At 39.6% G+C, this 23,558-nt stretch carries 17 protein-coding genes; 8 read left to right on the forward strand and 9 right to left on the reverse strand.

The window, feature by feature from the left end:
- The 5 genes from IPJ83_06485 to pckA all read right to left on the reverse strand — a co-directional run.
- A partial coding sequence (locus tag IPJ83_06485; GenBank protein MBK7880191.1) for a VCBS repeat-containing protein occupies nucleotides 1-1,026 on the reverse strand: 1,026 nt, incomplete at its 3' end.
- A 4-nt stretch (nucleotides 1,027-1,030) separates the two neighbouring features.
- On the reverse strand, nucleotides 1,031-4,324 hold the full coding sequence (locus IPJ83_06490; GenBank protein ID MBK7880192.1) for a VCBS repeat-containing protein: 3,294 nt from the start codon (nucleotides 4,322-4,324) through the stop codon (nucleotides 1,031-1,033).
- 203 nt (nucleotides 4,325-4,527) lie between these two features.
- Nucleotides 4,528-6,003 (reverse strand): T9SS type A sorting domain-containing protein, encoded by a 1,476-nt coding sequence (locus IPJ83_06495; GenBank protein ID MBK7880193.1) that lies wholly within the window; start codon nucleotides 6,001-6,003, stop codon nucleotides 4,528-4,530.
- Between the two features lie 69 nt (nucleotides 6,004-6,072).
- Nucleotides 6,073-6,618, reverse strand: coding sequence for a T9SS type A sorting domain-containing protein (locus IPJ83_06500; GenBank protein ID MBK7880194.1), 546 nt, complete (start codon nucleotides 6,616-6,618; stop codon nucleotides 6,073-6,075).
- A gap of 291 nt (nucleotides 6,619-6,909) precedes the next feature.
- Entirely contained in the window at nucleotides 6,910-8,511 is a 1,602-nt protein-coding gene (gene pckA, locus IPJ83_06505) for a phosphoenolpyruvate carboxykinase (ATP) (protein MBK7880195.1), read from the reverse strand.
- Nucleotides 8,512-8,751: 240 nt separating this feature from the next.
- Here pckA and IPJ83_06510 point away from each other — a divergent pair, with 240 nt between their 5' ends.
- The 6 genes from IPJ83_06510 to IPJ83_06535 all read left to right on the forward strand — a co-directional run bounded on the left by IPJ83_06510 (nucleotide 8,752) and on the right by IPJ83_06535 (nucleotide 14,533).
- Nucleotides 8,752-10,065, forward strand: coding sequence for a citrate (Si)-synthase, eukaryotic (locus IPJ83_06510; GenBank protein ID MBK7880196.1), 1,314 nt, complete (start codon nucleotides 8,752-8,754; stop codon nucleotides 10,063-10,065).
- A gap of 12 nt (nucleotides 10,066-10,077) precedes the next feature.
- Nucleotides 10,078-10,470 carry a glycine cleavage system protein GcvH gene (gcvH, locus tag IPJ83_06515; GenBank protein ID MBK7880197.1) on the forward strand — a complete coding sequence of 131 codons (393 nt, stop codon included), beginning with the start codon at nucleotides 10,078-10,080 and terminating at the stop codon, nucleotides 10,468-10,470.
- Between the two features lie 8 nt (nucleotides 10,471-10,478).
- Entirely contained in the window at nucleotides 10,479-10,892 is a 414-nt protein-coding gene (locus IPJ83_06520) for a VanZ family protein (GenBank protein ID MBK7880198.1), read from the forward strand.
- A 56-nt stretch (nucleotides 10,893-10,948) separates the two neighbouring features.
- Nucleotides 10,949-11,806, forward strand: a complete 858-nt coding sequence (locus IPJ83_06525; protein ID MBK7880199.1) for a TonB family protein — start codon at nucleotides 10,949-10,951, stop codon at nucleotides 11,804-11,806.
- A 106-nt stretch (nucleotides 11,807-11,912) separates the two neighbouring features.
- Nucleotides 11,913-13,709, forward strand: a complete 1,797-nt coding sequence (locus IPJ83_06530) for a tetratricopeptide repeat protein (protein MBK7880200.1) — start codon at nucleotides 11,913-11,915, stop codon at nucleotides 13,707-13,709.
- Nucleotides 13,710-13,759: 50 nt separating this feature from the next.
- Complete coding sequence (locus IPJ83_06535) at nucleotides 13,760-14,533, forward strand: AMP nucleosidase (GenBank protein MBK7880201.1); 774 nt, start codon at nucleotides 13,760-13,762, stop codon at nucleotides 14,531-14,533.
- A 49-nt stretch (nucleotides 14,534-14,582) separates the two neighbouring features.
- On the opposite strand, the gene IPJ83_06540 is transcribed toward IPJ83_06535, so the two are convergent.
- Together IPJ83_06540 and IPJ83_06545 are read right to left on the reverse strand one after the other, a co-directional pair.
- Nucleotides 14,583-16,541, reverse strand: a complete 1,959-nt coding sequence (locus IPJ83_06540) for a KUP/HAK/KT family potassium transporter (GenBank protein ID MBK7880202.1) — start codon at nucleotides 16,539-16,541, stop codon at nucleotides 14,583-14,585.
- 142 nt (nucleotides 16,542-16,683) lie between these two features.
- Nucleotides 16,684-17,604, reverse strand: a complete 921-nt coding sequence (locus IPJ83_06545; GenBank protein ID MBK7880203.1) for a tyrosine recombinase XerD — start codon at nucleotides 17,602-17,604, stop codon at nucleotides 16,684-16,686.
- A 115-nt stretch (nucleotides 17,605-17,719) separates the two neighbouring features.
- Here IPJ83_06545 and kynU point away from each other — a divergent pair, with 115 nt between their 5' ends.
- Both kynU and IPJ83_06555 read left to right on the forward strand, forming a co-directional pair.
- Nucleotides 17,720-18,973, forward strand: coding sequence for a kynureninase (gene kynU / locus IPJ83_06550; GenBank protein ID MBK7880204.1), 1,254 nt, complete (start codon nucleotides 17,720-17,722; stop codon nucleotides 18,971-18,973).
- Nucleotides 18,974-19,008: 35 nt separating this feature from the next.
- Nucleotides 19,009-20,352 carry an FAD-dependent monooxygenase gene (locus IPJ83_06555; GenBank protein MBK7880205.1) on the forward strand — a complete coding sequence of 448 codons (1,344 nt, stop codon included), beginning with the start codon at nucleotides 19,009-19,011 and terminating at the stop codon, nucleotides 20,350-20,352.
- 90 nt (nucleotides 20,353-20,442) lie between these two features.
- Here IPJ83_06555 and IPJ83_06560 read toward each other — a convergent pair whose 3' ends face one another.
- On the reverse strand, nucleotides 20,443-21,597 hold the full coding sequence (locus tag IPJ83_06560) for an aminopeptidase (protein ID MBK7880206.1): 1,155 nt from the start codon (nucleotides 21,595-21,597) through the stop codon (nucleotides 20,443-20,445).
- 233 nt (nucleotides 21,598-21,830) lie between these two features.
- A complete protein-coding gene (locus tag IPJ83_06565; protein MBK7880207.1) occupies nucleotides 21,831-23,558 on the reverse strand; it encodes a HAMP domain-containing protein in 1,728 nt (575 codons plus the stop codon).

A 23,558-nucleotide genomic window follows, 5' to 3' on the forward strand; every position in this document is an offset into this window, starting at 1 on the left:
AAGTTTTGCATTCATGACTGGCATTGAAGTCTTGGACCTCTTATAATCCTCCGGACGCATCTCCACATTGAAAATATCTTCCCAACCATCATTGTTTACATCTCCAAAATCTGTTCCCATCGCATAATAAGCGGTATGTCTTACGATGTCCTTGATGGCTTCTTTAAAAGTTCCATTCCCCTGGTTCTGGTAGTAGTAATCGTTTTCGACAAAGTCATTCGAAATGTAAATATCCTCATCTCCATCCTGATCGAGATCTCCAGTGGTCACGCTGAGTCCATAACCGAATCCTCCTGTAAGACCGGCTTCTTCTGTAACCATGCTGAAGGTATTGTCACCGTTGTTGCGATACAAATTATTTCTGCTCAGCAAACTTCCATTCTTTTTTCCCTCCATCACCTGATCGATGTTCAGGTAGAATTTTTCAGGACGGTTGGTCACAATTAAATCCAAATCATTGTCCTTGTCGTAATCAAAGAAAGAGGCCGCTATCGAAAATCCTATATCCGCAATTCCATATCGGGAACCTTCTTCAGAAAATTTATTGTTGCCCTTATTTATAAAAAGCAGATTGGCATTATTGGTTGGTTCATTTTTAAAACCTCCACGACAGACATAAATATCCAGCAAGCCATCTCCGTTTACATCCGCCATGGCCACCCCGCTTCTCCATCCACTGAAAGCTGAAATACCGGAAGATTCAGAAATGTCTTCAAATTTAAAATTTCCCTTGTTCAGGTATAATTTATCCTTGGCACGATTGGCGGTAAAATAAATATCCAGCAAACCATCATTGTTGATGTCACCCAGACCTACACCTGCGCCATTGTATAGATAGTTGAAATTAAAGATATGCTCTTCTGCATATTCGAATAATTTATTCTCAAACAATACACCTGATTTTTGAGGATCCACCAATTCAAATAAGGGGCCTGAGGGACTGCTTTTTTTCTGGTTGCAAGAGGGGATGCTCATTGCAAAAGCTGTAACCAAAGCACAAATAATTAATGTATTTAACCTGATCATTTTTCTAATTGTTTTTAGCCAGTACCTGAAGGTTGCCATGGTTGTTGGCAACCAATATCATATCCTGTCCATTCACTTTAATTTTTTGTACATCGCGTACATTGTTTTTTAAAAATACACCTGAATTCAAAACCGTCTGTGGTATAAATTTTCCACTTTTTTGCAACAACAGCAATCCGATGGATGCATCTGCCGGAGTCGTTTCTACCTCTGTGTCAAACTGGTTGCCTGCAAGTAGCAAATCTTTTACTGCGTCGCCATCAAAATCTCCGGTCACGATGCCATTAACTGCAGAAAATTGTGCTTCCACAGGCAATGACAGTCGCTCAAATTTTCCTCCTTGATTCATGAGTATTATGGAACTAAATTCCTTTGCCTGTAAATGCATGGCTTTTTTTAGATTTTCTCCGTAGATGTCCTCCAAAGTTGCATCAGCATATTGATGAAAGCTGGGAAATTTTTTTGAGATAAAAGGCATCTGCTCAGAACTGCACTGCTTTCCACGCACAGGTACCATGCGGTCACCATCAAATTTTGCCAGCACAATGTCCATGGTTTTATTTCCATCAAAATCCATCGCATAGACAGAAAAAGGTTTTTCCTGAGAGGCATGAAACTTATAATTTTCACCCAGATTTCCACACAACAAATCCACATCACCATCGCCATCTATGTCTTCTGCCACCAACTTATTCCACCAACCTTCCGTATTTTGTAACTGATATTTTTCAGCGGATGCCAATTGAAATTGTCCATTTGAAAATTCCCATATCTGTATGGGCATCCATTCACCAGCAATCACTAATTCATTTTTTTTATCACCGTTCACATCACACCATACAGCACTGGTAATCATCCCTGCTTTTTTTAATCCGGGTGCAAATTCCTGGGTACGATTCATGAAGTTTCCGTTTCCGGAATTGATCAGGATATAACTTTCGGGAGCCATAGGATATTGGTTAGGAACTAATCGCCCTGCCCTGAATAAATCAAGATCACCGTCCCCATCAAAATCTCCGGCCACCACACAGGAACCTGAGGATGAAATGGCAGGAAGATTTTTGGAGGCATTAAAATTCCCTTTTCCATTATTCAAATACAATCTATCCTGATAAGCATTTCCTTCCGGAGATTCACTGCCCCCTGACACTACATAAAGATCCGAATCCTTGTCGCCATCGGCATCAAAAAATAAAGCAGCCATATCTTCATACGCCTGATCGGATGCTAATGCCGGCTGAGAACTTTGTGAAAAATTTCCATCAACAGACTGCACATACAAGGCTCCTGCCTGGCCTTTTGCACCGCCAATAAAAAAATCTTCGCGACCGTCTGCATTTACATCCCCGACGGCCATGAATGGCCCCAGTCTGCTCATGCGTTGTGGCAAGAGTATTTGTGTGCGGTAGTCATTAAACTCGTTCTCCTGATGCTTAAAAACAGGTTGGATGAGCTCCATGGTTTTTTCTTTAAAAAGACTTTTGATATTATGATTGAAAACAAATTTTTCTTTGGCATTCTTATACTTCAGTTTTAGTACCCGGTCTACTTTAACATTTTTCAATTTTTCCATCCGCCCATCAGGCCAAATGATCTCCAACTGATCTACTGAATTTTCATTTCCCAAACCAAAATGTACAAAGGCTTCACTGGTGGAGAGATATCCACGGGTGGTACGCATTTCTGCACCGAATACTTTTTCTTTTATTTGAAGATTTATTTTTGCGCCAATTCCTTGTGCATTTGTGGAGGGCCCTTCGCATTGAATCCTCAGATAATGTTGATCACCCTTCAAATCATTGCGATAAACAAAAGGAGTGCCGTCCAGATTATTGACCACCAGATCCACATCCCCATCGTTGTCCAGATCCCCTGCTGCAGCACCGTTGGAATAGGAAGGTTCATCCATTCCCCATTCCTTCATCACTTTTTTAAAATGAAGATTGCCTTCATTGTGAAACATATAATTCACAATTTTAACCGTAGGAAAGTGACTGAACAATTCTTCCACCGTATTAAATTTTTCACCCTTTTGAATAAGTGCATCCACGATTTTATCACCATCCTGATCGTTCAAGTCACGCCGGAAACCATTGGTAATGTAAATGTCGCGCAGGCCATCATGGTCAAAATCAACCATCAAAGGTGCCCAGGACCAATCTGTCTTGTCAAGTCCGGTCATCTGTGCGATGTCGGAGAAAAATCCGTTGCCACGATTTAATTGCAAGGTGTTGTGCATGTATTGTACATGCATGTTCAAACGACTCATTGTATCGTACACCGCAGGATTCATGGCAGGCATGGAAGTCTTGGATCTTTTATAATCCTCCGGTCTCATTTCAAGGACCATAAGATCTTCCAGTCCATCGTTGTTCACATCGCCTGCATCGGCGCCCATCGAACTGAACGAAATGTGATTGGAAAATTCATTGATGGATTCTTTAAAGGTGCCGTTTTTCTGATTGACAAAATAAAAATCCGGCCAGCGGAAATCATTGCAGACATAAAGATCCTGAAATCCATCCTGATTAAAATCTCCTGCAATTACATTCAGTCCGTAACCGAAATTGGGATGAATACCTGCAGCAGATGAGATGTCCGAAAATTTACCATTCCCTTCATTGCGGTAAAGTCGGTGTCGGGAAAGTGAGCTGTTCACATTTTTCTCTGCTTCAAACTGTGCAAAAGTTTTATTGAATCGCTCCGGACGATTGGTGACATACAGATCCAAATCATGATCGTTGTCCATGTCAAAAAAAACAGAGGCGATGGCGTAACCATTGTTTTCTATCCCATAGCTTGCGGCGCTTTCGATAAAAGTTAAATCGCCCTGATTGATGAACAATAAATTTGTATTTTCTATCGGGTCCTGAAAATGATCTCCCCTGCACACATAAATGTCCATCCAACCATCAGCATTGATATCTACTACACTCACGCCATTTTTCCAACCTTTAAATTTTGAAATTCCGGAAGACTCAGAAATATCTTCAAATCTGAAATCCCCCTTGTTGAGGTAGAGTTTATCGGCCACTTGATTTCCTGTGAAGTACAAATCCTGCTTGCCATCGTTGTTGAAATCTGCTATGGCAACGCCACCCCCATTAAACATATAAGCAGAATAGTAAATGTTCTCGTTTATGGTTTCCTGAATGCTGTTGTTAAACAAAATGCCCGTCTGCCCCGCTTCCATTTTGGTGAATCGCATGCCGGCAGGTCCGGATTGATTCCCTTGTTTGCAGGAAATCAACAAAAATAAAAAAAACAAACAGTGACTTAAGAAATGGCCGGATTTCATGGATGGTCGACTTAAAAAGCAAAAATACTTAGAAAGCACCAAAAATCATGACCAAAACGATACAATCTCCTGATTTTCAACATTATGATTGAGGGACAGTGCCTTTATACATGAGTACTTAGCCTAATGTAATTTTTTCCAATTGACTAAACCAAACTGTTAAGGATAGAATATTCCTTCATCTGGACCCATACAGAAAATACTCAGCCTTTGAAGATCTTACCGGATTGGTAAGTCACGCCTTCCGAAACAATCCGATACAGATACATGCCATCAGGTATTTGTTCTGTGGGTACTTGATGTGTCCTGGTGGAATTGTCCAGCTCTTTGTAGAATGTGCGGACACCTTGCAGATTAAACAATTCAAACTCATAATTAATCCTGAATGGATACTCGTATAAAAATTCAATGTGCAAATATTCCCGTACCGGATTCGGGCTTACCAAAAATGATTTACCGAGGTCCACTCTGTACAAACTGTCGCAGGAGGTTCCGACCATGGGGCCTAATTTAAAATTAGGAAAATAAGGCAAGATACCCGAATGATAATTTGGAAGCGCTACATCTCTTTGTATAAAATTACATGCTTTTCCTTTTTCATCCGGTCGATTGACCCTGTGCAGGTAGATGTTGGAACTGCCAAAAATAGACATATAAATTCTATCATCCGGCGCCAACCTTGTCTGAAAAAATGCAGTGCCAAACATATCCTGGAAATAAAAAGTATCCCATACCGCTACCAGAACTTCGCTTTCCTGAATGTATCTTTTACTCAAATCATATTGCCACAATCGGTACACATCATTGAAATATAAAAAGCGACTGTTGGGGGAAAAGCATACACTCGTCGCATAATTCATGCTGTCCCGGGGATAAAGATGTACAGGATTGCTGAACCATCCTGTACATCTGTCAAAATCAAATATCTGGGCATGGTCTTCTCGCAAACAACTCGCATATTTTGTGCCATCCGGACTAAAGCAGGCATTGCCATTAAAGGTATCGCCCGGTCCGGGACCTGCCAAACCTATGGCTTGCTGATGATGCAGATGAATACCTGAAGGATCCAGCAAAAATAGGTAGTACAGGTTGTACACACCATGACGGATGGGTATCCACCAATCCCGACCATTGGCATGTCTGCACGCAGCAGTCTGGCTTTTGTTTAAGGTATCCCGGATAAGCACCCGGTTCTTGGTTGTAACAGCCCCCAATCCACCCTCCAAAGTCATGTCCACGATGGAATAGTACAAGACATCGGAATAATTATATCCCTCCTTAACCGTTCCCCCTAGCTTTAATCCTTTATGAATGATTACGAATTTTTGATCGTCAGCGGGATGCGGAAGCACGATTGATCCATTTTGTACAGGATATGTATATCCCTCATACCCGTTCCAGATACTCCCAGGATTAAGAGTATCTCCATTTACCATCACCTCGTGATTTCTATTAAATACACAAGCCCCATTGGTGTAAAATGCAAACTCTCCTTCTTGATTACTTACGTTTACATAATTTAACCAATTGTCTGCTCTTTCATTTCCTTTAAGTTGATATTCTATTTCTAAAGAATTTGCCCCAAATTTCAAAAAGGAAAAACCAAATTTTGGGACATACATAGGGTCTTCCGAACCATATCCCAGCAGCCATATATGATCGTATTTTTGAGCTGTCATAATACAGTTTAAAATCATTATAAGTCCTACAGAAAAAATAAATTTCATGAATGTTGAGTGAGGATTGAATTAAACTTTCACAATTCTTCTGATAATCGTCTTGCCATTATTGCATATGAATTTTATCCAATACACACCTGGTAAAATATGATGTACATCCATTTCAAATACATTTGAATGGTTGACGAAATGTTCGTACACTACAAACCCATCCACATTTACAATGGCTACTTTGTTCACACCATCAATTTTTTGTGAATGAACTTGTATCAAATCTTGACATGGCACAGGATAAAGTTGCAATTCCTCTCCACTTTTATCATTATTCGTTCCAGTGGTTAATTCCTCAGTTTCTTCACAAAACATCAAGGGCGCCCTGTAAAAATTAACTGAATCCGGTAAAAATGTATGTGCCCATAAAGCAGCTTTGCCGACTTCATTTACACAGCTTCTTGCCAGACTATCCAACGTATCCATCTCGTAAGCTGATGGACTTTGACCCAGTATCTGATTTAAATAAATTCTGTTGAGGAATTTTTCATTCTTCTCACAATCCAGTGTGGCTCCTAATGATTCATTAACTTCTAGTAATTCTTCAGCTATGCATTGATCCATAATCTGTATAATTTAATTAATTCTACACATCTACCTGAAGCAAACCAGAATGAATAATGTCGATTAACTAATTTAATTTTTGCTAAAAGGCAGATAAAGAAAAAATAAAATGCATTTACTTCAGAATCAAATATAATAATTTATTAAGTAGATTCAAAATATATCTAAAGTTATTTATTTCCACTAGAGTAGAACAATAAATTACTAATAAATCTAAGAAAATAAATTAAAAATTTTCCCTTAAACAAATGTTGAGGCTATCCCTTGAAAATACATCAGAAAACTGATACCTCACACTCTTGGTGCCGCATTCAGAATTTCTTCTGATGCCTTGCTGCTGTACTTGCTGAAATTTTCCACAAACATTCTGGCAAGGTCTGCAGCTTTCCTGTCATACTCTGCAGGATCGTTCCAGGTGTTTCGTGGATTTAAAACTTCTGCAGGTACTCCAGGACAATGGCTTGGATAATGCAAGCCAAAAATTCCGTGGGTGTCGTAGGACAAATGATCCAACTCACCCTTCAGTGCCGCGGTGATCATGGCACGTGTGTAGGATAGCTTCATTCTGGATCCAACGCCATAGGGTCCACCGGTCCAACCGGTATTGATCAACCAAATGTGGGGATTGTGTTTTTCGATTTTCTCGCCCAACATCTCTGCATAAAAGGTAGGATGAAGGGGTAAAAATGGAGCACCAAAGCAAGCAGAGAAAGTTGCTTTTGGTTCCGTAACTCCGGCTTCAGTCCCGGCTACCTTTGCAGTATAGCCGGAAATGAAATGGTACATGGCCTGAGCCTTGGTAAGCCTGGAGATCGGAGGCAAAATGCCATAGGCATCACAGGTCAGAAAAAAGATGTTTTTGGGATGGCCACCTATGGAGGGGATCAACGAATTTCTGATATGCCCCAGAGGATAGGATACTCTGGTATTTTCTGTGATGTGTGCCTTGCTGAAATCGGGTATGTTGGTTCCCTCGTGAAATACAATATTCTCCAGAATGGCTTCGGGCTTAATGGCCCGGTAGATATCCGGCTCTTTTTCTTCGGTAAGGTCTATGCATTTAGCATAACATCCTCCTTCAAAATTAAAAACGCCTTTGTCACTCCATCCATGTTCATCATCACCGATCAGACTTCGCTCAGGATCTGCGGACAAGGTTGTCTTACCCGTACCACTTAAGCCAAAGAAAATGGTGGTGTCTCCCTCCTTACCTTTGTTGGCTGAACAGTGCATGGACAACACACCTTTGTCGTGAGGGAGTATGAAATTAAGGATGGTGAAAATGGATTTTTTAATTTCTCCGGTGTAGGCAGAACCGCCGATGAGTATTCTCCTTGATTTGAAATCAATGATGCTGAAATTTTCCTGACGTGTGCCGTGAAGTTCCACCTCCGCGTGAAATCCCGGTGCACAATAGATGGTCCAATCCGGTACAAAATGATCTAATTCACCGGCCTTAGGTCTGATGAACATATTGCCGGCAAACTGAGCGCTCCAGGGGATCTCTGCAATGACGCGAACTCCAATGCGATATTCAGGATCTGCACAAGCAAAATTATCCTGAACGAAAATATCGCGGTCTTCCAGGTAAGAAACCAAGTCCTTATAGAGAAAGTTAAATTTGTCTTCCGGAAATGCTTTATTGAACTTGTTCCAATCAACGCTGTGGTGGGTTATCTCATTGTCAACGGTAAACTTATCTTCCGGTGAACGTCCTGTAAATTTTCCGGTTTTCACCACCAGTGCTCCCTGATCACTTAAAACTGCCAACTGGCGGTCCAAACTGATTTGCACTAACTCGGCCGGGCTGAGGTTGGCAAAGACTGTTTTCTTGCATTGGACCCCGGAAGACTCTATTGAAGCCTGCTTGGGTAGGATACCTTGAAGGTTCATAATACCTGATTTTGATATTAAATGGTGGGCAAAGTTAGCTTTTTTATGGATTCATACCGGGGATTAAATAATCATTAACCTACATATGACTTTTGAATAAAAATCAGGTCAAATAGCGATTTTTTAAACCCTCCGCGCTAACATCTTGTTAATGAACCAAAATTTATTTGGTTTGGAATAAAAAATTATAGTTTTGCAGACGTTTTTTTGAAAATAGATTTACCAGAATTATTGAGTCCTATGGACAGGCTAAAAGAGTTATTTAAGGCAAAGTTTACCGTTGCATCTGAAGAGATCAAGACAATTTTAAAGGAGCACGGCACCAAAGTGATAGACCAGGTTCAAATCGAACAGGTTTACGGAGGGATGCGTGGTATCAAATCCATGATTTGGGAGACTTCTTCATTGGACGCCCAGGAGGGCATCCGATTTAGGGGATATTCCATTCCTGAGTTAAGAGAAAAGCTTCCATGTATTGATGGCGCTAAAGAACCACTTCCTGAAGGATTGTTCTGGTTGATGATGACCGGAGAAATTCCTACGGACGACGACGTGAGATGGCTCAGCCGTGAATGGATGAGAAGGTCTGAGGTTCCCGATCATGTGATCCACTCAATTGATCACCTGGACAATAGCATCCATCCAATGACTCAATTCAGCATCGCCATTATGGCCATGCAATGCGACAGTATTTTTGCTCATAAATATGAGGAGGGAGTCTCTAAATCTTCCTACTGGGAATATATGTACGAAGATGCCATGAACCTGATCTCCAGGGTTCCTATTGTGGCAGCCTACATTTACAGAAAAGTATTTTTTAAAGGCGAATTCCTATATCCGGACAGAAGCATGGACTGGAGTGCGAATTTTGCCCACATGATGGGCGTTGAATCTCCTGTTTTTAAAGATCTGATGAGATTATACCTCACCATTCATGCAGACCATGAAGGGGGTAATGCCTCTGCTCATACAGTTCACCTGGTAGGTTCCACCTTGAGCGATCCTTACCTTTCGCTATCAGCAGGTATGAATGCTCTTGCAGGTCCCCTGCATGGTCTTGCCAATCAGGAAGTGATGGATTGGATCTATGACATGATCCGGGATTTGGGAACCAATGAGCCTACCAAAGAACAAATTGCAGACTACGTTAAGAAAACACTTGCCCAGGGAATCGTAGTACCGGGTTACGGCCACGCCGTGTTGCGAATGCCGGATCCAAGATTTACTGCACAGAAAGAATTTGCTGCAGAATACTGCGCAGACGATCCCATGGTAAAAATTGTCTGGAATGTTTTCGAAGTGGTACCACCTATACTTGGCAGCATCGGTAAAATTAAAAATCCTTGGCCTAATGTGGATGCCCATTCAGGCGCTCTGTTAGAGCATTTTAACATCAAGGAACATAATTTTTATACTGTGATGTTCGGCGTATCCCGTGCATTGGGTGTACTTGCTCAGCTTTGTTGGGACAGAGCACTTAATTTACCATTGGAGAGACCAAAATCCCTCACCACTGAGGAAATTCAAAAGTTTATTCAAAATTCTTCAAACTAAAACATAACCATCATGCAATTTCCTGAAAATGTCCGCTACACCAAAGAACACGAATGGGTAAGAGTGGAAGGCGATATCTCTTATGTAGGAATCTCTGATTTCGCCCAATCCGAATTAGGTGACATCGTATATGTCGAAGTGGATACTGTAGGTGAAGAAGTTCCAAAGGATGAAATTTTTGGAACTGTAGAGGCTGTTAAAACTACCTCTGATCTTTTTATGCCGGTGAGTGGTAAAATATTGGAATTTAATCCGGACCTCGATGAAAAAGAAGGAAACGATCCTACTTTAATTAATTCCGATGCTTTTGGTAAGGGCTGGATTGTAAAAATTCAATTGACCAATCCATCTGAATTGGATGAATTAATGGATGCCGCAGCCTATAAATCCTTGTTGGGCAAATAAATATTGCCTTGCTTGCGCACTTTATAAAAATCAGAAAATACGCATTAAAAATTGCCTGGTCATTTACAGTAGCCATTGTGTTGCTGTCTTTGGTTCCGGCCAACAGCTTACCCAAATTTAGTTTCAAAGATTTTGTAGGTATTGATAAGTTGGGCCATTTGTTCTTTTATGGCAACGCCTGTTTTTTCTTTCTTCTCGGCAGGTCAAATGATTACCGTGGATGGAGTTTATTATTTAGAACTTGTCTCCCTTTGATTTTACTTGGATTACTTATGGAACTATTCCAGGCAGCAACGTTGCTTGGAAGAAGTTTTGATTATTTCGATATGCTGGCCAATGTTATCGGGGTGCTTTTTGCTTTAATCCTTTTCAAATGGAATGTTTTCGATTTTCCATCAGCACAACAGGACTTGAACCAATGATGATAAAATCAGCTTTACAGGTAAGAAGCCCGGATAAATTTCGTTAAGTTCTTGTCATGAACCGTTTTGAGCAAAAAAAATCGCCCCCAATCTCCAGACTCGAAATGGATGACATTGTCTTTGCAGGACGCAACAAAAATTATGGTGCTTACCTGTTGAGAAGGCGCTATACCCACCATATGTCAAGGGCTATCATAATAGCCATTTTGTTGATTCTATTTTTTCTTTTTTGGCCTCAAATAGTTTCCTTCTGGGACTCTGAGGAGCCTTTGAAGGAATCGGATTTATTGATGAGGGAAGTTTCCATTGGAACACCAAATTTTGATATTCCTGAACCATCAGGAAGCAAAACTAAATCATCTGAAAAACCAAAGTCCATTCCACCAAAAACGCTTGTTAAAAAAGATAAAAACTTTAGTGCAAGCTCGACCCCTAAAGTGGTCAAAGAGGAAACTCCTCCGATAGAAGAAAGCAGTAAGGACACTGGATTGAATAGCGGAAAAGAAGAATCTCCCGGACAAGCAGGAGAAGGTACCGGAACAGAGGAAGTATTTCGTTATGTGAGTCATATGCCTTTATTTCCGGGATGCGAACAACTGGATATCAGTTATGCAGAACGAAGAAAATGTGCAGAAAAAAGTTTGCGGGATTTCCTGAGAACCAATCTGCGTTATCCAAATCTTGCGGTACAAAATAAAACGGAGGGTACAGTAATGGTTCAATTTATTGTGGAGAAAAACGGTACGGTCAGTAACATTAAAATACTTCAGGATATTGGTGATGGCTGCGGCCAGGAAGCAAGACGGGTGATCGAGCTCATGAATGGCATGAATCGCAAATGGACTCCCGGTCTTCAGGGTCAAACCGCAGTAAGGGTACAATACACCTTGCCAGTTGTCTTTACAGCCCGGTAGGCTTGCGAAATCTTTGACATTTTACAGCCGAATTCTGTATTTATCTTTACACTTCAAATTTATTCCGCTCCAAAAACTATTTTTGTCATAAATCAGTTAATACACCATGAGATTTTTATTTGGTTTGGTCGTTTTGCTGTTTCCTCTTTGGGTAAATGCCCAGGACCCCCGACTTGCCTTGCAATACTATAGCGATGGAGAGTTTGAAAAGGCATCAGCTTTGTACCAATCCCTCTATCAAAAATTCCCGGAAAGTGAGTCCTATTTTACTAACCTCTTAAGTTGCATGGAGGCCCTCGGTAAAACAGAAGAATCAGAAGCCCTTGTCAAAAAGGAATTAGCCCGCAGACCAAAGGACTCCTACCTTTATATCGTATATGGAAAGATGTTAGCCAAACGTGGAGAAGCCGGTAAATCGGAAAAGCAATATAAGTATGCGCTCGACAACCTACCCGCAGATGTAATCAGCATCCACCGGGTTGCCAATGTTTTCATCGAACAATCAGAATATGATCTGGCTATTGCCACCTACGAAAAGGGAGAAAAACTAATGAAAGGTCAGTTTCATTTTACCTACAATCTTGCAGACCTATACCGTAGGAAAGGAGAGACTATGACCATGCTGAAATATTATGTAGATGGATTAGAAGATGGTAGTATTAACTCAATGAGCTTGCAGAATGTACTGGCTGCTTATCTGGAACCAGATAAGCATAAAGATCTACAGGCACTGCTTTATGAAAAACTGGAATCAAAGCCTGACTTCATCCCGGTGATAGAAATTCTCCAATGGACTTTTATCCAGTCAAAAGATTTTCTCAATGCCCTACGTCAGGGAAAAGCCCTGGACAAAAGAACGGGTGAAAATGGTTCCAGAGTCATGTACATAGCGAATATTGCTGCAAATGAAGGAGACTACAAGACCGCAATCGATGGTTATGACTATGTAAAAAACCTCGGTCAGTCGGGCGGATATTATCTGGAAGCTTACAGACAATTGCTGATCAGTCGCCGTAAACAAATTGTAGAACAGAACAATTACACTGCCACAGATTTAAAAGCACTGGAATCGGATTACCAACAATTCAGCAATGAATACAACGGCAGCAGATTGGCAGCACCCATAATGATTGAATTTGCAGAATTAGAGGCAAGGTATTTAAATAATGTAGACAAAGCCATTGAAATCCTCCTTTCCATTGTTAAGAACCCCGTTATTGAGCCACATACCAAAGCAATGGCAAAGTTGGATCTTGCAGACTATTACCTGATACAGGGTGAAAGATGGGAATCTACATTGCTTTATTCTCAGGTGGACAAAGATTTTCAGGAAGATCAGTTGGGGGAATTGGCACGATTCAAAAATGCCAGGCTTTCTTATTTTGCGGGAGATTTCAGTTGGGCTCAGGAACAATTTGACATCCTTAAGCAAGCCACTACGCGCTTAATCAGTAATGATGCCATCGATATGTCGGTGTTTATTCTGGACAATCTGAATCAGGATACCCTTGGTTTGGCATTATCTGATTATGCACAGACAGAGCTAAAGGTTTTTCAAAACAAATACGATGAAGCGATGGTAATGCTGGACAGTATACTTTCTGAATATAAAGAAAATAGTTTACTGGATGATGTTCTTTATCTGCAGGCCAACATTCTGAACAAGCAGAAAAAAACAGACTTGGCCATTCAAAAATACAACCAGATCATAGAAAACCATAAAGAGGAAATCAGAGCAGACAATGCCATTTTTGAACTGGCAAAAATTTATGATTATCAATTGGCACAAAAAGAAAAGGCGATGTCACTTTATGAAAAATTGTTTCTGGATTACAGCGGCAGTGTACTTGCCATTGAAGCAAGACAACGGTTTCGCAAGCTGAGAGGCGATGCAGTTCAATAAAATCATAGATAGAATTTACTAAAGTTCTATTCGGTCAGTATCTTTATCGAATGAAGACCAAACAGGAGATTGTAGAAAACTGGTTACCCAGATATACGGGTACCCAATTAAAAGATTTTGGGGAATACATCATTCTGGTCAATTTCAGTCATTATGTGGATCTGTTTTCCAAATGGCATAAGGTCAAGATAAATGGTAAAGACCGCCCAATGCAAAACGCCACAGCAAATAATATCACCATCATCAATTTTGGAATGGGTAGTCCTAACGCAGGAACTGTAGTGGATTTACTTACCGCGATCATGCCCAAAGCAGTTCTATTCCTTGGTAAATGCGGAGGTTTGAAAATCAAAAAAAATAAAATCGGGGATCTGATTCTTCCTATTGCTGCAATAAGGGGAGAAGGAACATCAAACGACTATTTACCTCCTGAAGTTCCGGCATTGCCTGCATTTGCTTTACAAAAAGCCATATCCACAACGATTCGTGAATACGAAAAAGACTATTGGACCGGAACCGTTTACACCACTAATAAAAGAGTATGGGAACACCGCAAAGATTTTAAAAAATATCTGGCGGAACTTCGCGCTCTGGCGATTGACATGGAAACCGCAACCATATTTATTGCATCATTTAAAAATAGAATTCCTGCAGGCGCACTTTTATTGGTCTCCGATATGCCTATGGTTCCGGAAGGCGTTAAAACGGAAGAGAGTGATAAAAAAGTTACGGAAGAATTTTTAGTTACACATCTTAAAATTGGGATTGATTCCTTGAAGAAACTCATCACCAATGCCCAGACCGTAAGACATCTTAAATTTTGATTTTAATCTGCGACAGATGGTTTTAAACTGATTGGAATCCAATACAGAATTAAAAAATTTTGCTGTTTTCTCTCTTCAATTTCATTTCCGCTTTAGGCCCTACCAATATTGGAACTACTTCTTCTTCTACATTGGAAACTTCCAAACCAAAATCTTCAAAGGCAGGTAAACTGAATCTTTTAATTAATCGATAAGATCTTACCACCCAACGTTCAAAAGCATTCAATTCAGTATCTGCTGAAACCCTGGTGTGCAATAATAAAAATTTAAAGTCTGAAGGCATCTGGTGTTTTCTAAGAGAAGGGTAAGGACTTATGGTGTCCACCTCACCTGCGGCTACCATCTGATCCACGATTTCATAAAACATTGCATTCACACGATGAGGAACTTTAAATCCAAATTTTAAGTGAATAAAAAATATTTCTTTTGGAACAATAGTATCCACATGGTAAGATTTTTTATAGGGCTCATCTCCGATTTCAACATGTACAAACCAATAGACATCCGCACGCTTGGGGCGCTTGCGCAAAATAGAGTACATGATATTGGAATCAATGAGTCGCTTATCTTCTGCAAGTGCCAGATAAACTAAATGACTGGCTTCCTTTGGAATGGTTTGATCGTGTTGAAGATCTTGCAGTATGGGTATGTAATTTTTGAATTCGACAAACATGGTGTGCTTCTGTCGTATTTGCTGGGCTTTGTAAAGGACAAATACAAAAATGGCGATGAATACGGCAATGACCAGGGTAAACCATCCGCCATGAGCCAGCTTGTCCAGATTTGAAAGGAAAAATATAATTTCAATGGAAATAAATACCACCAAAATTAATATTCCAAGCCATGTCCTGTGAAACCTGATCTTGTAGTAGTAGGCCAGCAATAATGTAGTCATCAACATATTCAAAATTATGGCCATTCCGTATGCAGCTTCCATGTGTTCGGAGTTTTGAAAAATCAATTGCACTGCTATACATCCAAACATTAGAAACCAATTGATACCAGGAATATAAATTTGCCCTTTAAGAGTTGAAGGAAAATTGACTTTCATTCGGAACCAAAGGTGCATTTTCATTGCTTCATTCACCAGAGAGAAAACACCCGAAATCAATGCTTGCGAGGCAATCACTGTAGAAACAGCAGCAATTCCAATTCCAATTGGTAAAAACCAATCCGGCATTAATTCATAGAAAATTTTAGTATCCGATTGTATGGCCTGACCATTCAAATTACCAATCAGCCAACCGGCTTGTCCAAAATAATTGAGTACCAGACAAAACATCACAAGAGTCCACGAAATCCTGATATTCGCTTTTCCACAATGTCCTAAGTCAGAATATAATGCCTCACCTCCGGTGGTACACAAAAATACAGCACCCAGCAACCAAAACCCCCCTGGATATTTCACCAGCAAATTGATGGCATAAGAAGGATTCAAAGCGGCCAGTACTTCAGGATGTTGAACTACCTGATTGAGGCCTAAAATAGCGAGCATTCCAAACCAAATGAGCATTACAGGGCCAAACGTTTTTCCTACTACCTGGGTGCCTACTTGTTGGAAAACAAATATTCCAACAATAATGGTAACTACGATGGGGACTGTTTTTATGTCCGGATAAAGAATAACCAAACCTTCAATGGCAGATGAAATCGATATAGGTGGCGTGATAAATCCATCCGCAATCAATGTAGCACAACCAATGATGGCCGGGTAAATTACATAAGGGTTCTTGTACCTTCTAACCAATGCATACAAAGCAAATATTCCACCTTCTCCCTTATTATCCGCATTTAAAGCTAAATAGACATACTTAAGTGTAGTCAATAACAACAGTGTCCAAAACACACAAGAAACCCCTCCGAGCACTAATTCTTCAGAAATAACCTTCCCCTTTGTTATGGCTTGCATAACATACAATGGTGAAGTTCCAATATCCCCAAACACTATTCCAAGGGTGATTAATAAACCTGCAGCACTTAGTTTATGAGAATGAGCTGTGTTAGACATTATCCAGATTAAATGTTAAAAATCGGCTCAAATATAGCTGTACTCTTAAAATTCAAGTCCGATTACTTAAAATATCCAATAAAATCCATCCGGGATTTGAAATCTTTGATGAATTTCTGGAGCTTATTTCAATAAAATCAAATTATTGAACCGGCTCTCGTAATTGATTCATTGGGTGGTAACGCAGGATCGTATCCCTCAAATAATGTATATCCAAATGCGTGTAAATCTCTGTGGTGGTAATGGATTCATGACCAAGCATCTCCTGCACCAGACGAAGACTTGCCCCACCTTCAACCAGATGTGTTGCAAACGAATGCCTGAAAGTATGGGGACTGACACTTTTATGTATCCCTGCTTTGGCAACATAGGCCTTCACCAAACTAAACACAGTAATTCTGGATAATTTTTTACCAAATTTGTTCAGAAAAATAAAATCCTCATGACCTTTTATGACCGGAAGAGTTCTTCTGAAACCTTCTTTATAAATAAACAATTGATGCAGCGCTTGCTCTCCTATCGGAACTAACCTCTCCTTGTTTCCCTTTCCAATAACTTTAAGAATTCCCAGATCTTCCATGAGGTCCGACCATTTAGCGTTAACTAATTCGCTTACCCTTAGCCCACAGGCATACAAGGTCTCTAAAATTGCCCTGTCTCTGTGCCCCTTGTCTTCGCTCAGATCAACTGCCTCGAAGACCCGATCAACGTCCTCAACACTTAGAAAGTCAGGTAAATATTTTGCCTGTCTGGGACCTTCGAGTAATTCTGTGGGATCATCGTTCAATAAATCTTCCACTAAAAGAAATTTATAAAAAGCCCTCACTCCGGATAATATCCGGGCCTGGGATCTGCTGTCCAACTGAACTTTATTTAACCAGCCAATAAATTGCAACAGATCTTGCAATTCTATTTTTAGCGGCCCTTTATGGTCTAATTCTTCGGCAGCAAACATAGAAAGTTTCGCCACATCCCTTGAATATGCATCCAGTGAATGGGCAGATAATGAACGCTCCAACTGAAGATAAGCTTTAAAACCTTTTATTGCACTGACCCAATCCATGTAACAAAATTACATTCAAATTATAATATATTATAATTATTTATCATGTGTTAGTGCCACACACATCAATTTCCTTTCTGTACATTTGCAGTAATAACTTAATCTATTCGCTCCTATGCTTAACGATTATCAGCAACTTGACCAGCAGGACCCACTAAGCGGCTACCGAAAAGAATTCAGTTTTCCTTCTGATGAAAATGGAATTCCTTACCACTATTTCTGTGGCAATTCTCTCGGTTTACAACCAAACAATGCCAGAAATTATGTGAATCGAGAATTGGATGACTGGGCAAAGCATGGCGTTCACGGACATGAAATGGCACAATTTCCCTGGGTGAGGTATCATGAATTTCTGACCGAACCTATGGCAGAAATAGTTGGGGCAAAATCTTCAGAAGTGGTGGTTATGAACACACTTTCTGTAAACCTTCATCTGATGATGGTATCCTTCTATGTTCCTACTCCAAAACGTCATAAAATTCTTATTGAATACAGCGCGTTTCCTTCAGACCGTTATGCCGTGGATTCACAGATCAAATTCCATGGTTATGACCCGGAGGAAAGTCTGATCATTCTGACACCTGATGAGGGCGAGGTCTACATTTCCAAAGAAAAAATTGAGCAAACCATCAAAATGCATGGTGAAGAGATTGCGCTCATTCTGATTGGTTCCGTAAACTATTATACAGGACAAGCCTACCCCATAAAGTTTATTACGGAATTGGGACATTCGCATGGTTGCAAAGTAGGTTTTGATCTGGCGCATGGTGCCGGAAACCTGTTGTTAAATTTACATGAAGACGGACCTGATTTTGCTGTCTGGTGCAGTTATAAATATCTGAACTCAGGCCCCGGAGGTCTTTCCGGATGTTTTGTACATGAAAGACATGCAGAATCTTTTGAACTCCCTCGCTTTGCCGGCTGGTGGGGACATGACAAAACCAATCGCTTTAAAATGTCTCCTGTCCTAAAGTTGATGAGCGGCGCAGAAGGTTGGCAACTCAGTAACCCTCCAATATTACCCATGGCCAGTCTCATGGCATCGCTGGAAATTTTCCAAAGGGCCGGTATGAATTCGCTTCGCCATAAATCAATAAGGCTACACAATTATCTTCGCCAAATAATTGAATCCATAGACCATCCATCTATACGCATTCTTACCCCAGCATCAGAAGATGAAAGAGGTTGTCAGCTATCCATTCAGATTAAAGATGGCGATAAGCGCATTTACAAACAATTATCGGAGAAACATATCATTGCAGATTGGCGGGAACCGGATGTCATCCGAGTTGCACCGGTGCCTTTGTATAATTCCTATGAAGATGCCTGGAATTTGTATCAATCCTTAAAAAATATTCTGGTTAAATAGTTATTTAAGTTCATATTTGGCAAAAGTGTATATCCATGAAAAATAAAGAAATCATCATTGCAGGTGCAGGATTGGTTGGCAGTCTATTAGGATTAAGATTGGCTCAACGGGGATATAAAGTAAGCATATACGAATCTAGACCGGACATGCGAAAAACTGAAATGTCAGCGGGGCGTTCCATCAACCTTGCTCTTTCAGATCGCGGTATTGGCGGATTAAAAATTGTAGGTCTGGAAAAAGAAATCCTTTCCCATGCAGTCCAAATGAAGGGCAGGATGATTCATGATCTGGAAGGACATTTATTGTTCCAAAGTTATAGTGAACGTCCGGGTGAATGTATAAATTCGATCAGCCGCCGTACGCTTAACGTTTACCTCATGGATGCGCTGGAAAAAATACCCGGTTCTACCATACATTTTAACACCAGATTGATTGGATGGGATGCACAGACTGGAACTTGCCAGTTTCAAACAAATTATGGACAAATTATAAGAAAAGAAAACGCTACTTTACTTGCAACCGATGGCGCAAATTCAGCGGCAAGAAAAGAACTGATGAATCTGAGTGCGCAAATCAGATTTAACTACAAACAATTTTTTCAGAACTATGGATATAAAGAATTAACGATTCCTCCTGGTTCAGATGGTTCTTTCAGATTGGATAAAAATGCCTTACACATTTGGCCTAGAGGTAATTTCATGATGATTGCGCTTCCCAATCCGGACGCTACTTTTACAGCAACTTTATTCATCAGTTATAAAGGTGCAGACAGCCTGGAACAATTAGTCACGCAAGAGGATGTACAACAATATTATCAAAAATATTTCAGGGATGCTATTCCATTAATCCCTGATTTAAAAAAGGAATTTTTTGATCATCCGACCGGACATTTATATTCCGTAAAATGCGATCCGTGGTATTACGAAGATAAAATGTTGTTGCTGGGGGATGCCGCTCATGCGATCATTCCATTTTATGGACAAGGCATGAACTGTGGTTTTGAAGATGTAGTGGTGCTGGATAAATTGCTGGATCAGAATTTGGAAGGCGAGGAATTATTTGCAAAGTTTACCGAACTTAGAAAAATAAATTCTGATGCCATCTCAGATCTTGCTGAAGACAATTTTATTGAAATGAGAGATAAAGTCGGAGATCCCATTTTTCAAAAAAAGAAATCATTGGAATCTCGTCTTGAAAAAATGTTTCCAAACTATTTTTCGAAATATGCATTGGTGACCTTCAGGCCTGATGTGAGTTACCATGAGGCGATGACGCAAGGAAGAAAGCAAGATGATCTCTTGATGGATATTTGTAAGGAAGACGCAACAATTACAGATACCGAATTGCCGGCAATCTTTCAAAAGCTTCAACAATTATAGATTATGATTTGTGCTTTATTATATTGTTTCCATAAGTAACTATATAATAAAGCACATTTATCATTGTATTTTACTTTGCTTCCTTTTAATCTAAAAGCCAAGTTTGGATTTCAACTCTTTGCCTAAAGCATTTTTATTTAACATTACGGACATGGTCTTATTGCGGAAATAGGCCTTGGAAACATAAATGTATCCACCGGTAAGTTTATTAACAGAAGTTCCCCAGGAATTTTTTACAACATAATATTCTGTTCCATTTTGATCTTTCATGATACCGACAATGTGCATCCCATGATCATCCGTTGTACTCAAATTGTCAAATCCAATCTGCCGCTCTTCCTGTGTTACATATTTTTCAGGATGTGGAGATTTCCAAAGACTATCCCGTTCAGCATCCGACATATCTTCCCAGGCCATATAAGGATTAATAGCAATGCCGTTCTTTGCTGAAAAAGATTTTTCACTTACATCGGTTGCCCATAAAACAGAATACCCGTTTTTCAAAGCCTGATCTACAGAATTAACCAATTCATCCAAGGCAATATTATAAAACATTCCATTGGACCAATTATCCGCCACTTCAAGAATAAATGGTTTGTTCATTGGCTGATGAGTAAAGGAAGTCAGCGCTATGTAATCTCCGGAGTTTATTCCCAGACTGCCGGCAAATGATTGAGGGGTATAACTTTTACCTTTGAAGGTAAAATTAGCCGGAGGTGTTCCAAAATATCCATCCACAGCACCCTGATAGACTTTCTTCCAATTTGGAGAAAGTTTACCATCAGGAAGTTTAACCATAGCTTCCACCATTGCCTTCAATACTGCTTCCATCTCTCCATGAATAGGTTTGTCCTGGCCATCAGGATAACCGGCATAAGCTTCCTCCGGCACCAAACCATATTCATCAAAAATTCTCATGACATCATGATTTTCTGCACCTTGACCAAATGCAGTAGATCCCTGTCTGCGTACGTAATTCTCTCCCCTCTCCAAATACCCGGCACGGGCAATGTACATCTCACTTAAATTAAATTCTCCCCTACCCATTCGCATCAGCTCTGATTCCAGAAAAGAATGAGTCGAAAAGATCCAGCAGGTTCCACTCTTATTTTGATTTTTAACTCCAGTGCGGTCTAACATTTTGACGACCTGGAAATTGTAGTTGTTTATTTTATTGGGTAATTCCTGGGCAATAAGAATATTGACCATTACAACAAGGAACACGGAGCAGACAATTTTATACATTTGATTTATTTTTTTTACAAATGTAATACGAATCTCTTCGTAGTTGCAAATTATTTTAAAAAAAAATGCAATTTTCCAAAATCTTGTGATTTGTGCATTCAAAACCTAAGGGCAGGTCAACCTTATAAAGAATATGGGTTAAACCCTTAATTAACAAAGTATAAAGTCAACACTTTAAACGTCCTTAGATTAAATAGAAGATAAAGTGTGAAATAAGAACACTATGATATACCCTAAGTCAATTTATTAAAAATAACTTTAAAGTTACTGCCAGACCCAAACTCAGAGTCCACTGTGATACTTCCTCCCTGAGCTTCAACAAATTCCTTACTGATGGCCAATCCAAGTCCGGTCCCTTCCTTGTTGCTTCCGGGTATTCTAAAGTAGCGATCGAAAATTTTATCTCTATACTGTGGTGCAATACCTAATCCAGTGTCTTTTACCGAAATTTCAACTTTGTCCTGAATCATGGCAACATTCAGGAATACAGAAGAATGTTCGTAGGAGTACCTTATGGCATTGGATAATAGATTTGTCAAAACCCAGGCAGATTTCTCCATATCGGCATACACCAAAGGAATATTCTCAGGACAAGAGACAACCATTTTTATCAATTTTTGGTCTGCCTGTGTTTTAGTCGCGTTTATGGCATAGGACAAAATTTCTTTTGGATCTGTTGGCAGAATAGATAATTGAATATTTCCAGTCTCAACCTGAGTCATATTCAAAAGTTCGCTGGTAATTTTCAGCAATCTATTCGCATCTTCCATTATACTGTCCAGTAAGTTTTTTTGTTCTTCATTTAAATCACCAATTTTTTGATTTTCCAACAATTGCACACTCATCTTTATAGAAGAAATCGGCGTTTTAAACTCATGGGACACTGTAGCTATAAAATTGGTTTTGGCAAAGTCAAGCTCTTTATATGTAGTTACATTACGCAATAAGATTACATGACCTATTAACTCTGTGGTTTCTTCTCCCGTTGGAGTAATTGAAATGTGCAATACTTCTTTTTCAAAATAACATTCCTTATTGTTGGAGTAAATTTTTATTGTCTTCTCACTATGTTCGGATTTACTCTTAACATTAACTAAATCAAAGATAAGTGTTTTGATTAAATCATTGGTCAATGCTAAATCTTGTGCAAAATGGCCGATTAAATCTTCAGACTTTATCCCTATAATTTTTATTGCTTCTTCATTTGCAAACAAAACTTTTAGTTTTTCATCGACGCCGATCACGGGATCATGCATATTATTGATGAGGGTCTCAATTCTTTTTTTCTCCATCATCAAATTGGCCATATTGCTGTTACTGTACTCTTCTAATTTTTTTGCCATGGTATTAAAAGATTTGGCCAGTTCTCCAAATTCACTATGGCTTTCAAAATTGACCCGTTCAGAATAATTCTCAGCTGCAATCTGCCGAATGCTTTCTGTAAGCTCACTGATCGGATTTGCAATGCTGGATGGCAGGTTAATGAGTAAAATAAAAGCAATTAAAAAACAAAGTGTTCCGGTCAGCGCTATCCAAAATACCGCACTATCTGCTGTTATCTTGGCTATTTGGCTTTTCCTCTGAATGGCTTCCATATTCAAGTCCATGATTCTAAAAATTCCTTCCCGGATTTGGGACAAAATGAGCGTGTCTGACAAATTCGTTTTATAAAAGTTAAAATCAGTTCTTAAATTTGAAGTTGCTTCCTGTTCACCAACCTCGGTAATATTAGTCTCTTGTTCAACCAAATTACGTTCAAAAAAATCAATAGCTTTGGAAGAATCTTGTTCCAAAGCACTTAACATATTTCTGGAATATTTTAGGGAATTATAGTTGGCTAATAAAATATTATCTGTGTCTGATTTCAAGGCATACATATATCGTACTCCTACAAGACTCAGGAAAATTATTAGGATAAATAATAGACCCACACTTAATGTCAGTTTGGTTTTAATTTTCAT

The organism is Candidatus Vicinibacter proximus (genome assembly GCA_016713905.1).
Lineage (GTDB): Bacteria > Bacteroidota > Bacteroidia > Chitinophagales > Saprospiraceae > Vicinibacter > Vicinibacter proximus.